Raw genomic sequence first — 18,716 nt, forward strand, 5'->3', positions numbered from 1 at the left:
ATTGCCGACGTTTATTTAAAAGTAAAGTTAACGGTTAATCCCGGAGCCGGAACTCCGTGAAGCGTTGGCAGGAGTGAGGGCCTTACCCCCATGGCTAAGTCAGGTGTTATTTCGAAATCCCGCAGGTGAGAGTCCACATGGGCATCCACAATTTGCAGGGCATAAAGTGCGACCATAAATACCATAGACCATTCCCGGTTACGCTGAGCGATATCAGCCCTTTGCTCCAGCTGTTCTAAGGTGAAATTATCGGCTAATGGGTTATCAACTCCATTGGCTGAATCAAAAGCCGCGGTTCGAAATAACTGATAGTATTGGTCATTATAGGCAATGAAGTAGCCTATGGCAATTCCACCTCCGTAAATGATTGGTAGTTTCCAGTATTTTTTATTATAAATCTGTCCCAGTCCCGGAACCGCGGCGGAATACATCGCTGCCCGGATGGGTACATTTTTATATTCCCGCACAGCGGGTTCATTGAGGTCTCCTTCAGGAACTTTGCCGTCGGGGGTGTAGCCCTGAATGACGGCTTGCTTTTTTGCTGATTTCAAAGTGTCCTGAATGGCCTCATATTCTATAGGCCCTGTGGGCGTGTTGAAGTTATTTTGTGCCCAAAGTGGGGCGCTACAAAATAAGCTGATGCACAGGGTGAAAATCAGACGGTTGATCATTCAGTCTAAAGGTCTAGGATGTCCATGATTCTATTGAAGTCCTCCGCAGAAACAAAAGGAATTTTAATGAACCCTTTGTCTTTGTCGTCAGATGCAATGGCTACCTTGGTACCAAAGTGTGAGCTTAGTCTTGACTGAATACGTTTGATCTGATAGGCGCGTTCCGGATCCAGTGATTTTGCTTTTCCTTCCGCTCCTTTTCCGTTGGCAAGTTCACGTACCAACTGCTCTACTTTTCGCACGGAAAGATCTTCTGCAATAATTTTTTTGAAGATGCTCAGCTGCAAATCAATATTGTCAATATTGATGATGGCGCGGGCATGTCCCATGGAAATTTTCCGATCCCTAACGGCGACCTGAACTTCCGGAGGAAGCTTCAACAGACGCATATAGTTATTGACCGTGGTTCGGTTTTTTCCAATTCGAGAACCTAATTCTTCCTGCTTCAGTCCGCACTCAGCTACCAATCGCTGGTAACATAAGGCGATTTCGATCGCATTCAGGTCTTCTCTCTGGATGTTTTCAATCAGGGCCATTTCCAGCATTTGCTGATCATTGGCCTGACGGATATATGAGGTGATGTGCTTTAAGCCGGCCAATTGGGCTGCCTGATATCTTCGCTCACCGGAAATGATCTGGAATCGACCTGCTTCCACCTCCCGAAGGGTGATCGGCTGGATGATGCCTTGTACCTTGATGGAATCGGCTAATTCCTGTAAGGCTACCGGGTCAAAGTCGGTCCTTGGCTGGAAAGGGTTAACTTCAATTTGATCAACGGCAATTTCATTGATGCCCATTGGGGTATTGAGGGGTTCTGCATCAATGCCCGCTTTGCTGAAATTTACCGCTTTGGAATCCTCCAGTAATGCTCCTAATCCTCTTCCCAAAGCGTTTTTCCTTTTTTGACTCATATTGTCTTATTCAAAATCAGTCGGAACTGATATGTTGCTCTCTAAATTAAAATGCCTGGCCTTAGGCCCAATGGTTATTTCACCAATTCGTTTTTCTCCAAAATCTCTTTAGCCAGGTTCAGGTAGCTGATCGCTCCTTTACTTTTAGCATCATGCGCAATGGCCGGTAGGCCAAAACTCGGAGATTCACTCAATTTGATATTCCTTGGAATCAGGTTGCGGAATACCATATGCTGGAAGTGGGTTTTTACCTCTTCCACCACCTGATTGGAAAGGCGCAAACGCACATCATACATCGTTAACAGGATCCCTTCAATTTCCAGGTTTGGATTCAGTCGGGTCTGAATGATTTTGATGGTGTTCAAAAGCTTCCCTAATCCTTCCAATGCAAAATACTCGCATTGTACCGGAATAATCACAGAATCCGCCGCAGTAAGCGCATTAACGGTAATCAATCCCAATGATGGAGAACAATCGATGATGATAAAATCATAGTCATCTTTAATTGGAGCAATGGCATTTTCCATTTTCTGCTCCCGGTTGCTTTCATTGACCATCTCTACTTCCGCACCCACCAAATTGATGTGTGAGGGCAGTAAATGCAAATAAGCAATGTCGGTTTCTTCTACCGCTTCCTGAACGGTGGCATCTCCCACCATGCATTCGTAAACGCTGATTTCGATGTCTCTGGGGTTCCTGCCCAGTCCGGATGTAGAATTGGCTTGGGGGTCGGCGTCAATCACCAATGTTTTAAACTCCAAAGCCGCTAAACTCGCCGCTAAATTAATAGCGGTAGTGGTTTTTCCCACGCCTCCCTTTTGGTTGGCAATGGCAATTACTTTACCCATAAATATTTAAAGATTAACGCTTTTTCCGATTTCAATAAAATGCAACGCTTTACCTGCCGCCTTTGCTTTTTCCAGGCAGCTCTCCTTTTCGACAGCGATAGGAGGGAAGGTGTCAAAGTGCATGGGAACGATCTGAGTGGTGCCAACAAAGTCGGCTGCTTTTAGGGCGTCGTCGATGCCCATGGTGAAATGATCTCCAATCGGCAGAATGGCGAATTTGAGATCAAACTCTTCTGCGATTAATTTCATATCGTAAGTCAGTGCCGTATCACCTGCATAATAGAAGCTTCCTTCTGCTGTGGAGATCACAAATCCTGCGGGATTACCGCCATAGCTCCCGTCCGGAAAGCTACTGGTGTGGATGGCATTGACCATTTTTACCTTACCAAAATCAAATTTTACGGTGCCGCCGTGATTCATTGGCGTCACTTTTTCTACGCCCAGACCTGCAAAGTAATTGGCTACTTCAAAAGTCGCCACCACATTGGCATTGGCATTTTTAGCAATCGCCTCAACATCCACAATATGATCCTGGTGCGCATGGCTCACCAAAATAACATCCGGCTGAAGGCTATTAATATCAATGTCTTTGGCCAGTTCATTTGGTGTAATAAATGGATCAAAAAGAATTTTTTGTCCACCAACTTCTACCATGAATGCGGCATGACCGAAATAAGTGATTTTCATAGCGGGTTAAAATTTAATGATGGGTGAATAAAGCTCAGTTTTCACACGTTCCACGCAAATATAAGAGATCGAAAGGGGAAAACCGTGGAAACCGTGGAACTATTTTTGTGAATATTTCAAGAAAAAATTTTACCACAAAATCAATCTAATTTAAGGTGTTGATTGTGAGTGGTGTAGTGGTTTTGCCTTGCTTTGAGGAATAAAATATAGTTTAAAAAAATGGGAAAAGCATGTAAGAAATATAATTGTCTTTTAAAATAAAAAACCACCCACTGTACGGTCATCAGAAGGTGGTTTTTTTGTTTGTTTTTATGGTTCCTCTTCCGGAAAGTCCGGGCTCATGTCCAGCATGCCGGAGAGAAAATCGCCGAAATGTGCGCCACCGCTGAGGGGTTTTTTACTGAGCATGCTGTAGGCGGCCAGGCCATGGAGCAGGAATTCCATAAATAGCGGAATTTCTTGCTGCGGTATATAGGTCAAATGTGTTTTTATGAAATCCGTGAGTGGGCTGATGGCCAATAATTCCCCGGTAAAATCATCTTCAGAGAATTCATCCATCACATCCACTACATTTCCTTTTTCGAAATATTCGCTGATTTTTCCATAGGGGTTTACCTCCTTCTTTCGGGCTTTTTCCGGGGAGGGGAAATATTTTTCAAACTGAATACGAATGGCTTTGTCCATTAAATTAGCGGCTACCGCAGCAGCGCCTTCTTGTTCTCCTTCATAAACCAATTCTACCTTTCCGGTAATGGCCGGGGTGATTTTGAGGAAGTCCGCAATGCGTGCCGCCCCTGTGGACTCTCCATTGATCAGCATTCTTCTTTCAATGGTGGAGTAAAGGGTTTCCAGAGCGGAAATGGTCAATCGGGCGGAAACGCCGCTTTTGCCATCCACATATTCGGACTCCCGGGCTTCGGCAGCAATTTGTTCTATCAGACTGAAAAGAAGTGGCGAAATATGAATCTTCTCCTGCAGCTCAGCGCTGATTTTGGCTTCTTGTCGGGTGATTTTCTCCCCGATGTCCAGCGTTGGTGGGTAGTGGGTGATGATCTGGCTTTCGATGCGGTCTTTCAATGGGGTGACGATGCTTCCGCGGTTGGTGTAGTCTTCCGGATTGGCTGTGAAGACGAACTGTAAATCCAGAGGCAGGCGTAGCTGGAAGCCCCGGATCTGGATGTCGCCTTCCTGCAGAATGTTGAACAACGCCACCTGTATGCGTGCTTGCAGATCGGGAAGCTCATTGATGACGAAAATGCCGCGGTTCGATCTGGGGATCAGTCCGAAATGGATGATGCGTTCGTCAGAATAAGAAAGCTTTTGCGCAGCGGCTTTTATGGGGTCAATGTCACCAATGAGGTCGGCTACGGTAACATCGGGGGTGGCTAGTTTTTCCACATAGCGAAGGTCGCGATGCAGCCAGGCAATAGGTGTTTCATCCCCCAAATTCAGTATTTGCTGTCTGCCGAAAAAAGAGAGGGGGTGGAAGGGATCGTCATTGATTTCAGAGCCTTCGATATACGGAATGTATTCATCCAGGAGGTTGGTCATCAGGCGGGCTATACGGGTTTTGGCCTGTCCCCTTAAACCCAAAAGGTTGATGTTGTGCCCGGCTAAAATAGCTCTTTGAAGTTCCGGAATCACAGTTTCTTCATAGCCATGAATGCCTTTGAAGGGATTCACGTCATTTTGCAAAGCCTGAATCAGGTTTTTTCTTAATTCTGCTTTGGTGCTTTGCGGCTGGAAACCCGCTTTTTTTAATGCTCCAAATGTTTTGATCTCAGTCGGAGAGGGTTTGGGTGTATTGGTCATGGTTTTGAGTTTCGGTTTTCTTTTACTGAATTATAACAGGAATTGGTTCGGCTGGAGAAGTCCGATGATGCGGTTTGGGGTATGTTTGGCTTAGCGGCACTAAATATTTCTTCTTCGATTTCTTTTGTAGTCTTCAAAAACCAGATCTCCCAGTCCCTGAAGACCGGAGAAATAGGCATTACCCTGGTTGACTTCCGTAAACTCCCGCACAAATTGTTGCAGGTAAGGGTCCGAAGCGATCATAAAGGTGGTGATCGGAATGTGAATCCTTCTGGCTTGTGCGGCCAGATTCAGACATTTGTTGACAATTTTCCGGTCCAGGCCAAAGCTGTTTTTGTAATACCCACGGGGCTCCTTCAGGCAGGAAGGTTTGCCGTCGGTAATCATAAATATCTGCTTGTTGCTGTTTTTGCGCCTTCTTAATAAATCCATGGCAAGTTCCAGTCCCGCTACGGTATTGGTGTGGTACGGCCCCACCTTTAAATAGGGTAGGTCTTTGATTTCAATTTGCCAGGCGTCATTTCCAAAGACTAAAATGTCCAAGGTGTCTTTGGGATATTTTTTGGTGATCATTTCGGCTAAGGCCATCGCCACCTTTTTGGCCGGGGTGATGCGATCTTCTCCGTAAAGGATCATGGAGTGGGAAATGTCGATCATCAGTACAGTGGAAGTTTGTGTTTTGAATTCTTTTTCTACCACTTCCAGGTCATTTTCCTGAAGATTAAAAGCGCTGATGCCATGATTAATTTGTGCATTCCGAAGGCTGTCCGTCATGGAAATTTGTCCGGGGGCATCACCAAACTGCCAGGGACGGCGGTCAGCGCCCAGCTCATCTCCCTGTTGTCCGGGGAAAGGAGTGTGGTGATTGCCTCTCTTGCTCTTGCGTAATTTGCCGAAAATTTCTTCCAGGGCATTCTTCCTGATTTTCCCTTCGCTCTTTGCGGTGATCTCAAATTGCCCATCCTGTGGGTTTTCCCGGATGTAGCCTTTATCTTTCAGGTCCCGGTAGAAATTACCCATGCCGTATTGATCGTCCGTCAACTGATATTGCCGGTCCAGGTTGTTCATCCAGGCCATAGCCTCAGACACATCACCCGAGGTGATTGTAGAGAGTTGGAGGAAAATATCCAGCAATTTTTGAAAGGGAGATTGTTGATTTCCGGAGCCTATTTGTGGGGGAGAGAATCTGTACCCGATCATATTGTAAGTGAGGTGTTTAGCTTTGAAATAACAATTTATTTGATATTTTAATTAAACAATGGTATTTCGGGGACAATTCCCTATAATTTTCATTAAGCCGGATAATTCATACTTAAATCCTCGTTTAGCTGTAAGGCGGAAAAAATGAAGGAATTTTTCCTATTTCGAGTTTTTCAACGAAACAGATGAATGAGGAGAAAGCAAGCTTGCCAAAATTGGGCTATTTTAAATCAATGAAAATAAATTAAAATGCACTGAAAATAAACTACTTATGATTAAGAGATGAATTAAGCGGTGAATAATTCGGCTTAAGAGCGTGTTTAATACCACACCCTCCGACTGCAAATTCGAATTATTGAAAGTGATTTGGATAATTTAATTACAATAGCGCTGCTATTTTTCTCAAAATAATCGGGTATCGCTTCTGCAATAATCAAATTTTCGTCACGAATTTTGGTTTTACACATGTTCTAAGCGCTTTGTGGAACTCAAATGAATAACTATGAATAAAAAAAATAGGGATAATGCCCTGGTTGAAAAAAAAGATCAACCAAAGCCTTTGGATCAAATTCTTGATGAACAGATCGAAATGAGCCTGCATGAATTTAACCGTTCTTCCATTGGGCTTTTGCTGTCGGCTTTCTCAGCAGGGCTGGAGATAGGTTTTAGTTTTTTACTAATGGGGCTGGTCTATACTATGCTGGGTTATGATGCAGATCCGGTAACGGTCAAAGTATTCCTGGCTTTGTGTTACCCGCTGGGCTTTCTGTTTGTGATATTGGGCAGGTCGGAACTATTTACCGAACATACTGCATTGGCGATGTTGCCCGTATTAAAAAAAGAAGTGGGAATACGACAGCTTTTTTCCCTTTGGGGGCTGGTGTATGCCGGGAATTTGGTGGGAGGCTTTTTGTTTAGTTTCATTATTGTGCATTACGGACCTGAAATAGGTTTTTTGGATGCCTGGGTGTTTGGGGAAATTGCTCATCATTTAGTGGATTACCCGATGTCTACCATTTTTATGAGTGCGATTTTTGCGGGCTGGTTAATGGGGCTTTTGGGTTGGTTGCTGACCTCCAGTAGAGATACGATTTCCCGTATTTTCATCATATTTTTAATCACGACCGTAATCGGACTTGCCGGTTTTCATCATTGTATTGTCGGTTCGATAGAGGTGTTTTCCGGTGTGCTCAGTGGAGCGATTAGTCTGGGGCATTATTTTAACTTCCAGATTTCGGCCACTTTCGGAAATATTTTGGGTGGTGCGTTTTTTGTGTCTTTGTTAAAATACAGCCACGTAAGGGCCTGATCGAGGTTGTTTAGAATGGGTTTGGATTTTTTTTCAATGATTTGGTTACATGGCAGAGGATCAGGAGAACTTGGTTGCTGTTCAGTCACAGGTGAAGCTATGCCGTTTAGCGGTCTGGTATCGCTGCTGAATTACCACCCCTTTTTTTTCGGATTTGTATTTTCAGGCTCTTTTTTGGGGAATGGGTAGCCGGTTAATGCGGGAGGCTGATCCTCCAAGGATTTGAAAATGATTTTTTGCCTGCAGAAATTTATTGGTATCTTTGGCAAGCCATACTGTGCGCCTCTTTGTAGTCGGGCGGCATTATGAAGCGATTAAGTCAATAGTTGTAATATTGAGTAAATCGAAAACTAAAAAATATTATGTCTGAGCAAATTAAAATTACACTTCCTGACGGATCTGTCAGGGAGTACGACAAAGGGGTAACGTCCCATGAAATCGCCCTGAGCATTAGTGAAGGTTTGGCGAGAAATGTATTGTCTGCAAAAGTGAATGGAGAAGTTTGGGATTCCAACCGGGCTATTGATGAAGATGCGGAAGTACAATTGCTAACCTGGAATGACGAGGACGGAAAGAAAACCTTCTGGCACTCTTCCGCTCACCTGATGGCAGAGGCGCTTCAGGCGCTTTATCCTTCCACTAAATTCGGTATTGGTCCTTCTATTGACAACGGATTCTACTATGATGTAGATTTCGGCGATCAGGAGTTTGATTCCGCAGATCTGGAAAAGATCGAGAAGAAAATGACCGAATTGGCGCGTCAGAAAAATACTTTTGACCGTAAGGAAGTTGCCAAAGCGGATGCGGTTGCCTATTTCGAAGAGAAGGGCGATGAGTATAAGCTGGAGCTATTGGAAGGCCTGGAAGATGGTAGCATTACTTTCTACACACAGGGTGAATTTACGGACCTTTGTCGTGGGCCACATATCCCGAATACCGGTGCCATTAAAGCGATCAAATTGCTGAACGTTGCAGGTGCTTATTGGCGAGGAGATGAGTCTCGTAAGCAGTTAACACGTATATATGGTGTTGCTTTCCCGAAAGCTAAAGAGCTGAAAGAGCATTTGGCGATGCTGGAAGAGGCTAAAAAGCGCGACCACCGTAAGTTGGGGAAAGAGTTAGAGCTTTTCACTTTCTCTGAGAAAGTAGGTATGGGCTTGCCACTTTGGTTGCCAAAAGGTGCAATCCTGCGTGACCGCCTGGAGTCTTTCCTTAAAAAGGAGCAAAAACGCGCCGGTTATTTGCCGGTAGTGACGCCTCATATCGGAAATAAGAATTTGTACATTACTTCCGGCCACTATGAGAAGTACGGAGAGGATTCTTTCCAGCCTATTCATACGCCATCTGAGGGAGAGGAATTTTTATTAAAGCCGATGAACTGTCCTCACCACTGTGAGGTCTACCGTTCTCGTCCACGTTCTTATAAAGAATTGCCTTACCGCCTGGCGGAATTCGGTACCGTTTACCGTTATGAGCAGTCCGGTGAGTTGCATGGCCTGACCCGTGTTCGTGGTTTTACCCAGGATGATGCACACATCTTCTGTCGTCCGGATCAGGTGAAAGAGGAATTCAAAAAGGTAATTGACCTGGTGTTGTATGTTTTCAAATCTCTTGGTTTTGATAACTATACTGCGCAGGTTTCTTTGAGAGATCCTGAGAATAAAACCAAATACATCGGTTCGGATGAGGACTGGGCATTGGCGGAAGCGGCCATTCAGGAAGCAGCGGATGAGAAGGGCTTGGTTACTGTGGTAGAAACGGGAGAAGCAGCCTTCTATGGTCCTAAGCTGGATTTCATGGTGAAAGATGCTTTGGGTCGTTCCTGGCAGTTAGGAACCATTCAGGTAGATTACCAGTTGCCACAGCGCTTTGAATTGGAGTATACCGGTTCAGATAACCAAAAGCACCGTCCGGTGATGATCCACCGAGCGCCATTTGGTTCTATGGAGCGTTTTACGGCAGTGTTGATTGAGCATTGCGCGGGTAATTTCCCCTTATGGCTGGCGCCGGAACAAATTGCGGTATTGCCAATCTCTGAGAAATATGCCGATTATGCTGAGCAGGTTTATAATGCATTCACAATGGAAGATATCAATGGCTTCATCGATCACCGTGATGAGAAGATTGGTCGTAAGATCCGTGATGCAGAGGTGAAAAAGATTCCATACATGATTATTGCAGGTGAAAAAGAGGCTGCGGAAGGAAAAGTTTCTTTGCGTAAGCATGGTGAAGGAGATATCGGAACCTTTACTTTGGAGGAAGCCGTGAAATATCTGCAGGAGAAAATTCAGCTCTCCATTGCCGGAGAATAATAAATGAAAGATAGTTAATGAAAACCACCCGCTCCTTACAGGGTGGTTTTTTTTTATTTGCTGTCAACTGATCCTTTGAAATTGGTATGATTATCGCTAATTTCTAGCATCTGTGATTCGATTTCGTCCTGAAGACTTTGCCTTTAGAGAATGTTGCTTTAATATTTTGTAATTTGATTTGCAAATATTCCATTCCTCAGAAAATTTCCTCATATTTGCGATTCGAATTTAAGTTTAACCATAATTAAATACATACTATCAGACCGAGAAGATCAAACCGCGGACGTATGGTGAGGCAAGAAGAGCCTTATCGCGTTAATGAAAAAATTACCGTACGTGAAATTCGTGTGGTGGGGGAGAATATCGAAGTGGGTATTTACTCTACTCGTGACGCCCTTAAAATGGCCAAAGAGCAAGGTTTGGACTTGGTAGAAATCTCTCCAAAGGCCGATCCTCCTGTTTGTAGAATCATTGACTACTCTAAGTTTAAGTACGAGCAGAAGAAGAAGCAAAAGGAGATTAAAGCAAAAGCTCAGAAAACCGTATTGAAGGAAATTCGTTTTGGTCCAAATACGGACGAGCACGATTTCAATTTCAAGTTGAAGCATGCGGAAAAGTTTTTGGAAGAAGGTGCGAAAGTGAAAGCCTATGTGCATTTCGTGGGTCGTACGATTGTCTTCAAAGACCGAGGTGAGGTATTGTTGCTTAAATTCGCTCAGGCTTTAGCGGAATTGGCGAAAGTTGATCAATTGCCGAAATTGGAAGGTAAGCGTATGACGATTATGCTTTCTCCAAAGAAAAAAGCGGGGAAATAAGATTTTTGAATATTCACGTGACGGGCGGTTTCTTTGGGAGCCGTCTTTGTTGTGTCAATATATATCTGACTATTTTATTTACTTTAAACGATTTGTATTATGCCTAAGGTAAAAACCAAATCAAGTGCTAAGAAACGTTTCAAGTTGACTGGTACTGGAAAAATCAAAAGAAAGCACGCTTTCAAAAGTCACATTTTGACTAAAAAAACAACGAAGCAGAAGCGTAATTTGACTCACGCAGGTTTGGTACACAAATCTGATGAGGCGAACATTAAAGCTCAGCTTCACATCTAATCTATTCCGGTCGGGTACCGGGATTCGGTTTATTTATTAATTCACCAGATGTTTGGTCTTTAAGATAAGCACCCCTAGTGGTCACCAAAGGTCAAAAAATTTATTATTATGCCAAGAAGTGTAAATCACGTTGCATCTAGAGCTCGTCGTAAAAGAGTTCTTAAATTAGCCAAAGGTTATTTTGGCCGCCGTAAAAATGTTTGGACAGTAGCTAAGAACGCTGTTGAGAAAGGTTTGGGATATGCTTACCGTGACCGTAAGGTTAAGAAGCGTGACTTCCGTTCTCTATGGATCCAGCGTATCAACGCAGGTGCTCGTCTAGAGGGTATGTCATACTCTGCTTTGATGGGTGCATTGAAAAAGAACAACATTGAGCTAAACCGTAAGGTATTGGCTGATTTGGCGATGAATCATCCTGAGGCTTTCAAAGCAATCGTTGCGAAAGTAAAATAAGATAGTTCTATTTCAATATAGAGGCCCGTTCATTAGTTTGAACGGGTTTTTTTATGTCAAATTATTCGCCCGCTTGGTTTAGTGCGTCATGCTTATGAACTTTATGGTAGTTTGTTAATATGGGTTCTGCTAAGCCGAATTGTTTATCGCTAAATCTATTGACTAGGTGTAAGTGATTTATTTTCAGCCTATTAAAATTTATTTTCTTTGAATTATAATAGCCTAAATTTGGGCAAGCTTGCTTTCTCCTCATTCATCTGTTTCATTGGAAAAAACTCGAAATAGGAAACTATTCCGTCATTTTTTCCGCCTTCCGGCTAAATGAGGATTTAGCATGCCAAATCCGGGTGATGTCAAGTTATTTCCCGGGAAGAGGATGGCGTTGATTATACTCCTCTACAATGTCTTTTAGGTCATCAAAACGATAAGTGCGGTTGTTGACTTTTTTCACAATTTTCTGATCGTCGCCAAAGAAGTTTTGGATGATGATTTTAAAAAAGGAGCGTTCCACTAAGGTGAGGTCCCGGCTCTTGTGGCGGTTCAGATAAAGATTGTTTCCGTCATTAGCATTGGGGATGCCCTGCGGGGGTTCCACGGTTTTGAAGTCCTGGCTTAGGGCAGGGGTGGTTTCGGTGTCTGAATATTCCACCTCGACATAATACAGATTGACCGCTCCGGCGGCTTCCAGTCTTAAGAAAGTCATTTTATTCTGTACGCCGGAAACCAGCGGGAAGCTGTGGTAGGTGGTGTTGCTGATTTGGTAGGCGCTGAGCTCGCTTGCGCTTTTGGTGGATTTTTTACCTTTCAGATTAATGAACTTAACCGAAGAGGCCATTTGAAGATCTCTGCGTGCTTTTATTTTTCCATGAAGTGTGTCGCCTTCATTGGTGACGATGTATCCTTTTTCATAATTTTTTTGGGCAAGGAGAGGGTGGGCGAAAATAAGTAAAAGGGCAATAAAATATAGTAAAGGTTTGATCATACTTTAAACTAATATAGATAGTCCTCTAAGTTAAAAGAAATGTTCGATTTGCTGCTTTTTTTTACTGGATAATATTGACGGAGAAGCTGCTATTTCTTAATTCAATTTTTGCGCTGCGGCCTTCAGTGAAATGATTTAAGGGGGTTAATTTCAGGCTGTTGAATGTGTTTTGAGTCCTTGTTGGGTTGTGCTAGTATACGCTCTATTCTTCTGTTTAGTCGGATAAATTTCGAAAGGAAAAGCCAATGGAGTATTTGTCCACCTTTCCGTAAAAGAGGGTTTGACCCAAACTATGCTGGATTTGATGCAGGAGCGCCCATAATCTCTAAGGCGTTAATGTGTGTGTGGTGATATTGCTGATTTTTAAAGGATCCGAATTTTGGTGCGTTTGTTTGTGACTCATATCTCTGCATAGTTGGAAAAAGCTCGGTTAGCAAATTATCCTTCATTTTTCAGCCTCCAAACCAAACGAGGCTTAAAGTCTAAATAGTTCGGCTACGTTATTTTTTTAATTTTTAGTTTTTAAATACGAGTGAACAGATTTGTATTTGTTTATTTTGATTATTTATATAATCAATTTTTATTTGCTTTTTAATTAAAAAATTAAACTATACGAACCTATTTATGAAAATTAAATACCTGATCATTACAGGCCTGATGCTATGGTCTCAAGTATTAATAGCGCAGCAAAGGCCACCAGGTATGGGGACTGCGTCAAGTCCCTTTATTATCACGGAATTATCTCATTTGGTGTGGTTGTCGGAGGGGAGTGGAGGCTTGGAGGAAATCACGGCTGAACAGCGTTTTAGTGCGAATTACAAGTTGGGGCAGGATATTGATGCGGCAGATAGCCAGCATATGCACAATGGGAAAGGCTTCAAGCCTATCGGAGGATCAAATGGATTTAGAGGGGAATTCGATGGCAATGGGTACTGCATAAAAAATCTGTACATCAACCGCCCTGAAGAGGATAAAGTCGGTTTTTTCGGTTATTTGGGATATCAGTATAATTATTTAAAGCTGAGTGCGCATAATATTATACTGGAAAATGCGCAGGTAACTGGACGCAATGAGGTAGGTGTTTTGGCCGGATTTTCCCGGGTAAGCACCTCTGACATTGTCATCAAAAACAGTGAGGTTAATGGCCAGCAAGCCTGCGGCTTATTAATAGGTCAAACCAGTTATAGTACTATGGAGAGGGTTGGTCTCCAGGGGGCGGTCAATGGAAAAATAGGAGTAGGAGGGATGTTAGGCGCTGCCTCTGATGGATTTAGAGCGAATGATATTTATACCGAAGTTGATGCTGTCGGTCAGCAAAACGTAGGCGGGGTATTTGGTAAAAGTGTTCGGGTCACTGGTTTTAAAGGTATTTTAAATAATAGTTCGGTGCAGGGCGACGACTCCGTTTATGTTGCGGGAAATGTAGGGCAAATTTCTCAGGGTGCAGTAAAAGAGGCCTATTTCGTTCAATCAAAATTTTCGAATTCCGGGATTATGATGATGGAGGGGGAGTTGGGCCTCAGTGATGCTGAGTTGAAGCAAGATACGCTGTGGCAAAAATTTGATGCTGATTATTGGAGTCTGGGAGGTTATGGCGCTTATGATGGCTTGGTGTTATCGACTTTTCAATATGACCGACAAGTGAATGTGGCTTCCAATATTAGTGGCTATGGGCCTGAGGGTAGTGGGGATTATACATTTGGGGATCAGGTGCGGATTTCTGCCGTGAAGCAATATGAAAATCAATACTTCTTGCATTGGGAACAAAATGGACAGGTATTAAGTCGTCAACTGGAGTATTCCTTTAATTTGGCTCCCACATCCCCTTTACGGCCGAAAGCAATTTACGAAATCTTAAAGCCATTGAATAAAGGGGCGGGGACTGCCGAATCTCCTTATTTAATCGAGACCCTGGCTGATTTAAGGGAGTGGTCGGAGGAAGTGCCGGCTTTGAGTAATGTGCATGTGGCGCTTGCTGCGGATCTGGATGCTGCCGAAACAAAGAATTGGAACGATGGGCAGGGGTTCAAGCCGATTAATTTTGCCGGATTTTTTCATGGACGGGGGCATACTATCTCCAATTTATACATTAATCGCCCGGGTAGTAATGTTGGTTTTTTTAATAAGCTTGATGTGAGTGTCTTACAGGATTTTCATTTGAAAGATGTTGACTTTACCGGTGAAAAGGTTGGGGGAATAGCCGTAGATCTGAATTATATCACCTCGGTACGACATGTTTCTGTAAGTGGGAAAATGGCGGGAAAAATTGGGGGAGGTCTATTCACGTATATGAAATGGCCTGGCAAAAATGCTGAAATTTCCAATATTCATGTCAATGTCAATTTCACGAAAAACACTTATGGGAGTGCTTTTGGAGGCTTGGCTTATAATTACCGAGACCCAAGTTTCTTTTATGTGCCGGATGGTCAGCAACGCAAAATTAATAAATTTCATCTGGAGGGACAGATTTCAGCGGATCAGATAGGGGGACTATTTGCAGATACCAATAATTCCATTTATCAGGACAATGATTTCCATTATGATCAAATTTTCCTGAATGCTACCTTTGATTACAAGTCCAGCCCGGATTTCAAAGACCCCTTTATTGCTACTCAATGGGTCATTGAAACCTCTAGTAAGGCGGCCTATTGGAGTCAGGATAAAACCGGTTTGGATACGGCCAATTTTGTCGGGGTGAGAAATAATGCGCTGTCTGATCTGGAAATTCAGGATAAAGATAATTTTGAGGGTTTTGATTTTGATCATACCTGGAGTTTGATTTCCGAGGCCCCTGAGCTTATGCAAAATGTACGTGAACTTTTCGTAGTGGAGCAGCATTTCGAGGGGGTCCACCTTTCCGTTTCGGAGTATTTTATCCCTGCCGGAGAGCGCTTGTGGCTTCATGCTCCCCTGGTGGATGGTTTTAGTTTTTCTCATTGGGAATCGGTAGGGGACCTGCAGCAAATCAGCCAGCAAGATAGTTTGGAGGTTGTAGTAGCCGGTAATGATTTAGCGTTTAAGGCGGTTTATCATGCGCTTGATGATACGCCTCCATTTGAGGGGGAAGGCACTGAATCGGCACCTTATTTAATTAAAGAGGCGGCGGATTTAATATGGTTGTCTCAGCATGCCGATTATTGGGAGGCGCTTTTTCTACAAGCCCAAAATATTACTTTTTCGGCCGAAGAATGCGAAAAGATGCAGCCTGTAGGACGGTTGGAGACGCCCTTTTCGGGCATTTATGATGGTGGTCATCATCAAATAAAATCATTGCAGTTATGGAGATCTTCCTCTAACTACCTGGGGCTATTTGGTTATGCTTCAAATGCGGAAATCAGGAATTTACACCTTGAATCCTTCAGTGTATTGGGCGAGGATCATGTCGGGGCATTGCTCGGCGGCGGATACTTTCGGGTCTATGTTGAGAACTGCCATGGAAATGACATAGAGGTAGAGGGCAGCCATAGTGTAGGTGCTTTGGTGGGAAGTCTAAATAGTGGGGAGATTAGCTCCTCTGCAGCTACCAATCTAATGGTGAAAGGTAGGGCTGCCGTCGGAGGTTTGGTCGGCTATGGCTCGTATTTAGGTGTGGATAAGGTTTTTGCAATTGGAGAGGTAAGAGGGAAAGAGGTTGTGGGAGGATTAATTGGGGCGGTGGACTTTGGGTTTCCGGTGATCAGTCAATCCTATGCTTTGTCCTCCGTAGTGGGGGATCGTCAGGCGCAGGCGCTTTTTGGTTATTTGGATACAGAGGCAAGCCTGACGTCCGTTTACTACGCTCCTCAATATCAGGATCAATCCGTTGTTGAAGGGGTGGTGGCACTGGACGAATCCGATTTTGCGCTGGAATCGAGTTTCATTGATTGGGATTTCGAATCAGACTGGTTGATCGCTCAAAATCCGGGCGTATATGCTACGGCAGTCCCACAGCTTCAATCTTCGCAATTTGTCACGATTACTGTTACCACCTCAGAAGGGGGAAGTGTTTCCTCTTCACCGGAGCGATTGAAAATAGGAGAAGATTTAACGCTTGATGTTAGCGCAGAGGAAGGCTATGTATTTGATCGTTTTTTAGTGAATGGCAACCCCCTTTTTACGGAAGATCAGATTGTCATTACTGATGTACAACAGGATCTTAATATTTACTTAAGCTTCAAAAAGTACCTCGCCGGTTCGGAGGCCCAAACATTGGCGGCTTATCCTAATCCAACTTACGGTACTGTTTATTTGCCAAATGCAGAGGCACAAAGGGTAGAGGTTCGAAGCTCTTCCGGAAAATTAATAGCGATCCAGCAGGTAAAAGCAGGAGCAATTCATCTCGCCGGATGGCCGGCCGGGATTTATTTCCTTCAAACCACTGATGGAAGAAATGCTAAAATTGTGAAATATTAGTTATGAAAAACTCATTATTATATATCGGGCTATTGATGATTTTGCTTTCCTCTTGTGATTTATTTAAGGAGAGTGAGCCAGAGGTTTATAAATCAGTAAAATATCCTGTCTTCCTGTCTGTCAACCCTATAGTTGATGGGGAGGAGATTAACATTGAAAAGGCCAATTTGTGGCTGTCAATCACCAAATTTGGGAATCCGGTAGATACGCTGAGCGTCAGGGCGGCAGAAATTGAATTATCCTTGTCCAAGGGTGCCTATGGTTTTCAGATTATTAGTGAGCCAAATAAAGGTCTCAGCAAAGCCGGTTTCTTTACCTCTGAAGTGCAGGAGCTTATCGTTCAGGAAAATGAAGAGGTGCCTGCCGTTGAGTTGGGCCTACAAACCAATCATTATGAATTACCTGTTCAGTATTCTTCCTCTGTTTTGGCGGTTTATCCCGATCTGAAGCAGCGCATTCTTTTTCAGGGACAAAGTATGGAGTTGGGGATCACAGATAGTATGGCTTATATTCAAAAAGACTTGCTGGATATTCATGAACTGGTAGAGATTGAAGTAGAGGCTCAGGTGGAAGGAAAGCAAAAATATCTATCAAGACCGGTACACCTTTCTGCTATTGCAGAAGGTAAATTCCTGAGGCTGGAGGATTGGTTTCCTTTGGAGCATGGGTTTAGTGATTACTCCACACTGGTGTTTTTTAATTATTATATTGCCGATCAGGGTGATGGGCCAGGTTGGAATTTTTTGACGCCAAAAGATGATCTGGCATTTACGAAATGGGAAGGGGAGTATTTGGTGGAAGTCATTTTTGGGCGCTCAAGTTCGGGTCTGTATTATTCTTATGATTATGTAGACGTTTTGGAGGTGCCCAGGATGATAGGGAATTTGAGTCATTTAAAAGAGTTGACGATGGTAGATGGGCCTGCGGGTCGCAATATGTGTTCAGCATTTTATCAACTGACGGAGCTGGAGGTATTACGTTTTTGGTACGGAGCGTTTGATTTGACCGAGGAGGTTTCCAACTTTAAGAATCTTAAAAAATTGGAGTATCGATACCTCTATTATGGTGATCTGGTAAATCCTCTGAATTCAGGATTTGCAAAGTGTTTGAAGTTAGAGAGCCTTGAAATAGAAAGTGCCGGTGATTTAACTTTTGCAACCACTGATTTTGAACATTTACAAAATTTAAAAAAGATTACTTTTTATGAGTCAGGCCTGAATTTTATTCCAGCCTGGGTGTTGAAAATTGAAGGACTGGAGAGTTTTAATATTATCCACAATGAGATCTCCAATATCTCGGATCTGCAAAAAATGACCAATCTTAAGCGTTTATACGTGCAAGCCAATAAGCTTTCAGGAGATATTCCGGAGTGGATCTGGGCGAAAAAAGATTGGGAAGCCTTAGGCCTAGGGACAAATCAATGGAGTAAAACATTGCCTGATCGTTTTGGGGATTTCACTTCCTTAAACCTTTTGTCTTTAAGTGGGGTCGGTTTTGAAGGGGCTATTCCAGCCTCCATTGGGCAATGCACAGCCCTTACTTATTTAAACTTGGAAAGGAATAACTTTTCAGGAAAGGTGCCGCAGGAGATTGTTGACCTGCCTAATTTGAAATCTCTGTATTTAGACGAGGAAAATAAGCTGGAGTCGAATTAAGCCCGTTTACTCTTGCTTATATCCGCGTTTGGCTGTCAGTCGGGAAAAATGAAGGAATGGTTTTCTGTTTTAAATTTTTTCCGACGAGGCAGAAGAAGAAAGCAAACTCACCCAAATTTTGGTTGTGGAAATTCAATAAAATCAGTTGAATCCATTAGTAGCCAATCTTTTAGGTTGATGTATTGATTCGGTTTCATGACTTGCATTAAGTAATCAGGGGAAATCCCGGTTTCCTGCTTTTTTGCTTTCGCTTACCCAATAAAAAAAGCCATCCTCAAATAGAGAATGGCTTTTTTTGTGGCGAGAACGAGAGTTGAACTCGTGACCTCCGGGTTATGAATCCGACGCTCTAACCAACTGAGCTACCTCGCCGAT

At 43.3% G+C, this 18,716-nt stretch carries 14 protein-coding genes and 1 tRNA gene; 7 read left to right on the forward strand and 8 right to left on the reverse strand.

Annotation, left to right across the window (positions count from 1 at the left end):
* Positions 1 to 11 precede the first annotated feature (11 nt).
* From AAA970_RS04810 to AAA970_RS04835, 6 genes are all read right to left on the reverse strand, one after another.
* Positions 12 to 671, reverse strand: a complete 660-nt coding sequence (locus tag AAA970_RS04810) for a DUF5683 domain-containing protein (protein ID WP_338236160.1) — start codon at positions 669 to 671, stop codon at positions 12 to 14.
* Positions 672 to 676: 5 nt separating this feature from the next.
* Positions 677 to 1,582: a ParB/RepB/Spo0J family partition protein gene (locus tag AAA970_RS04815; RefSeq protein ID WP_053404304.1), complete on the reverse strand. Its 906-nt coding sequence runs from the start codon at positions 1,580 to 1,582 to the stop codon at positions 677 to 679.
* Between the two features lie 74 nt (positions 1,583 to 1,656).
* A complete protein-coding gene (locus AAA970_RS04820) occupies positions 1,657 to 2,430 on the reverse strand; it encodes a ParA family protein (protein ID WP_053404305.1) in 774 nt (257 codons plus the stop codon).
* Positions 2,431 to 2,436: 6 nt separating this feature from the next.
* A complete protein-coding gene (locus tag AAA970_RS04825) occupies positions 2,437 to 3,117 on the reverse strand; it encodes a metal-dependent hydrolase (RefSeq protein WP_060685814.1) in 681 nt (226 codons plus the stop codon).
* A 309-nt stretch (positions 3,118 to 3,426) separates the two neighbouring features.
* A complete protein-coding gene (locus AAA970_RS04830; protein ID WP_338236161.1) occupies positions 3,427 to 4,929 on the reverse strand; it encodes a magnesium chelatase ATPase subunit I in 1,503 nt (500 codons plus the stop codon).
* A 99-nt stretch (positions 4,930 to 5,028) separates the two neighbouring features.
* Positions 5,029 to 6,129 (reverse strand): vWA domain-containing protein, encoded by a 1,101-nt coding sequence (locus AAA970_RS04835; protein ID WP_338236162.1) that lies wholly within the window; start codon positions 6,127 to 6,129, stop codon positions 5,029 to 5,031.
* A gap of 502 nt (positions 6,130 to 6,631) precedes the next feature.
* Between AAA970_RS04835 and AAA970_RS04840 the strand changes: the two genes are divergently transcribed.
* From AAA970_RS04840 to rplT, 5 genes are all read left to right on the forward strand, one after another.
* Entirely contained in the window at positions 6,632 to 7,438 is an 807-nt protein-coding gene (locus AAA970_RS04840; protein ID WP_338236163.1) for a formate/nitrite transporter family protein, read from the forward strand.
* A gap of 362 nt (positions 7,439 to 7,800) precedes the next feature.
* The gene (gene thrS, locus AAA970_RS04845) at positions 7,801 to 9,750 is read left to right on the forward strand and encodes a threonine--tRNA ligase (protein ID WP_053404311.1); all 1,950 of its coding nucleotides are present in this window, start codon (positions 7,801 to 7,803) and stop codon (positions 9,748 to 9,750) included.
* 287 nt (positions 9,751 to 10,037) lie between these two features.
* The gene (gene infC / locus AAA970_RS04850; protein WP_053404312.1) at positions 10,038 to 10,565 is read left to right on the forward strand and encodes a translation initiation factor IF-3; all 528 of its coding nucleotides are present in this window, start codon (positions 10,038 to 10,040) and stop codon (positions 10,563 to 10,565) included.
* A gap of 99 nt (positions 10,566 to 10,664) precedes the next feature.
* Positions 10,665 to 10,859, forward strand: coding sequence for a 50S ribosomal protein L35 (gene rpmI / locus AAA970_RS04855; RefSeq protein WP_053404313.1), 195 nt, complete (start codon positions 10,665 to 10,667; stop codon positions 10,857 to 10,859).
* Positions 10,860 to 10,967: 108 nt separating this feature from the next.
* Entirely contained in the window at positions 10,968 to 11,312 is a 345-nt protein-coding gene (gene rplT, locus AAA970_RS04860) for a 50S ribosomal protein L20 (RefSeq protein ID WP_053404314.1), read from the forward strand.
* Between the two features lie 358 nt (positions 11,313 to 11,670).
* Here the strand turns inward: rplT and AAA970_RS04865 are convergent, their stop codons facing one another.
* The gene (locus AAA970_RS04865; RefSeq protein WP_338236164.1) at positions 11,671 to 12,294 is read right to left on the reverse strand and encodes a hypothetical protein; all 624 of its coding nucleotides are present in this window, start codon (positions 12,292 to 12,294) and stop codon (positions 11,671 to 11,673) included.
* Positions 12,295 to 12,918: 624 nt separating this feature from the next.
* Between AAA970_RS04865 and AAA970_RS04870 the strand changes: the two genes are divergently transcribed.
* Positions 12,919 to 16,686 carry a T9SS type A sorting domain-containing protein gene (locus AAA970_RS04870; RefSeq protein WP_338236165.1) on the forward strand — a complete coding sequence of 1,256 codons (3,768 nt, stop codon included), beginning with the start codon at positions 12,919 to 12,921 and terminating at the stop codon, positions 16,684 to 16,686.
* A gap of 2 nt (positions 16,687 to 16,688) precedes the next feature.
* Complete coding sequence (locus AAA970_RS04875; RefSeq protein WP_338236166.1) at positions 16,689 to 18,341, forward strand: leucine-rich repeat domain-containing protein; 1,653 nt, start codon at positions 16,689 to 16,691, stop codon at positions 18,339 to 18,341.
* A 298-nt stretch (positions 18,342 to 18,639) separates the two neighbouring features.
* On the opposite strand, the gene AAA970_RS04880 is transcribed toward AAA970_RS04875, so the two are convergent.
* Positions 18,640 to 18,713: transfer RNA gene (locus AAA970_RS04880), tRNA-Met, on the reverse strand.
* Between the last annotated feature and the right edge of the window lie 3 nt (positions 18,714 to 18,716).

Origin of the sequence: Persicobacter diffluens (assembly GCF_036244895.1) — a bacterium.
Taxonomy (GTDB): Bacteria; Bacteroidota; Bacteroidia; order Cytophagales; family Cyclobacteriaceae; genus Persicobacter; species Persicobacter diffluens.

Excerpts from the sequence above, each read along its gene's own strand:
- rplT (WP_053404314.1), top strand. The coding sequence starts at position 10,968 with ATGCCAAGAAGTGTAAATCACGTTGCATCTAGAGCTCGTCGTAAAAGA.
- AAA970_RS04835 (WP_338236162.1), bottom strand. The coding sequence starts at position 6,129 with ATGATCGGGTACAGATTCTCTCCCCCACAAATAGGCTCCGGAAATCAA.
- AAA970_RS04870 (WP_338236165.1), top strand. The coding sequence starts at position 12,919 with ATGAAAATTAAATACCTGATCATTACAGGCCTGATGCTATGGTCTCAA.
- AAA970_RS04810 (WP_338236160.1), bottom strand. The coding sequence starts at position 671 with ATGATCAACCGTCTGATTTTCACCCTGTGCATCAGCTTATTTTGTAGC.
- AAA970_RS04875 (WP_338236166.1), top strand. The coding sequence starts at position 16,689 with ATGAAAAACTCATTATTATATATCGGGCTATTGATGATTTTGCTTTCC.
- AAA970_RS04830 (WP_338236161.1), bottom strand. The coding sequence starts at position 4,929 with ATGACCAATACACCCAAACCCTCTCCGACTGAGATCAAAACATTTGGA.
- AAA970_RS04825 (WP_060685814.1), bottom strand. The coding sequence starts at position 3,117 with ATGAAAATCACTTATTTCGGTCATGCCGCATTCATGGTAGAAGTTGGT.
- AAA970_RS04865 (WP_338236164.1), bottom strand. The coding sequence starts at position 12,294 with ATGATCAAACCTTTACTATATTTTATTGCCCTTTTACTTATTTTCGCC.
- AAA970_RS04820 (WP_053404305.1), bottom strand. The coding sequence starts at position 2,430 with ATGGGTAAAGTAATTGCCATTGCCAACCAAAAGGGAGGCGTGGGAAAA.
- AAA970_RS04815 (WP_053404304.1), bottom strand. The coding sequence starts at position 1,582 with ATGAGTCAAAAAAGGAAAAACGCTTTGGGAAGAGGATTAGGAGCATTA.
- thrS (WP_053404311.1), top strand. The coding sequence starts at position 7,801 with ATGTCTGAGCAAATTAAAATTACACTTCCTGACGGATCTGTCAGGGAG.
- rpmI (WP_053404313.1), top strand. The coding sequence starts at position 10,665 with ATGCCTAAGGTAAAAACCAAATCAAGTGCTAAGAAACGTTTCAAGTTG.
- AAA970_RS04840 (WP_338236163.1), top strand. The coding sequence starts at position 6,632 with ATGAATAAAAAAAATAGGGATAATGCCCTGGTTGAAAAAAAAGATCAA.
- infC (WP_053404312.1), top strand. The coding sequence starts at position 10,038 with ATGGTGAGGCAAGAAGAGCCTTATCGCGTTAATGAAAAAATTACCGTA.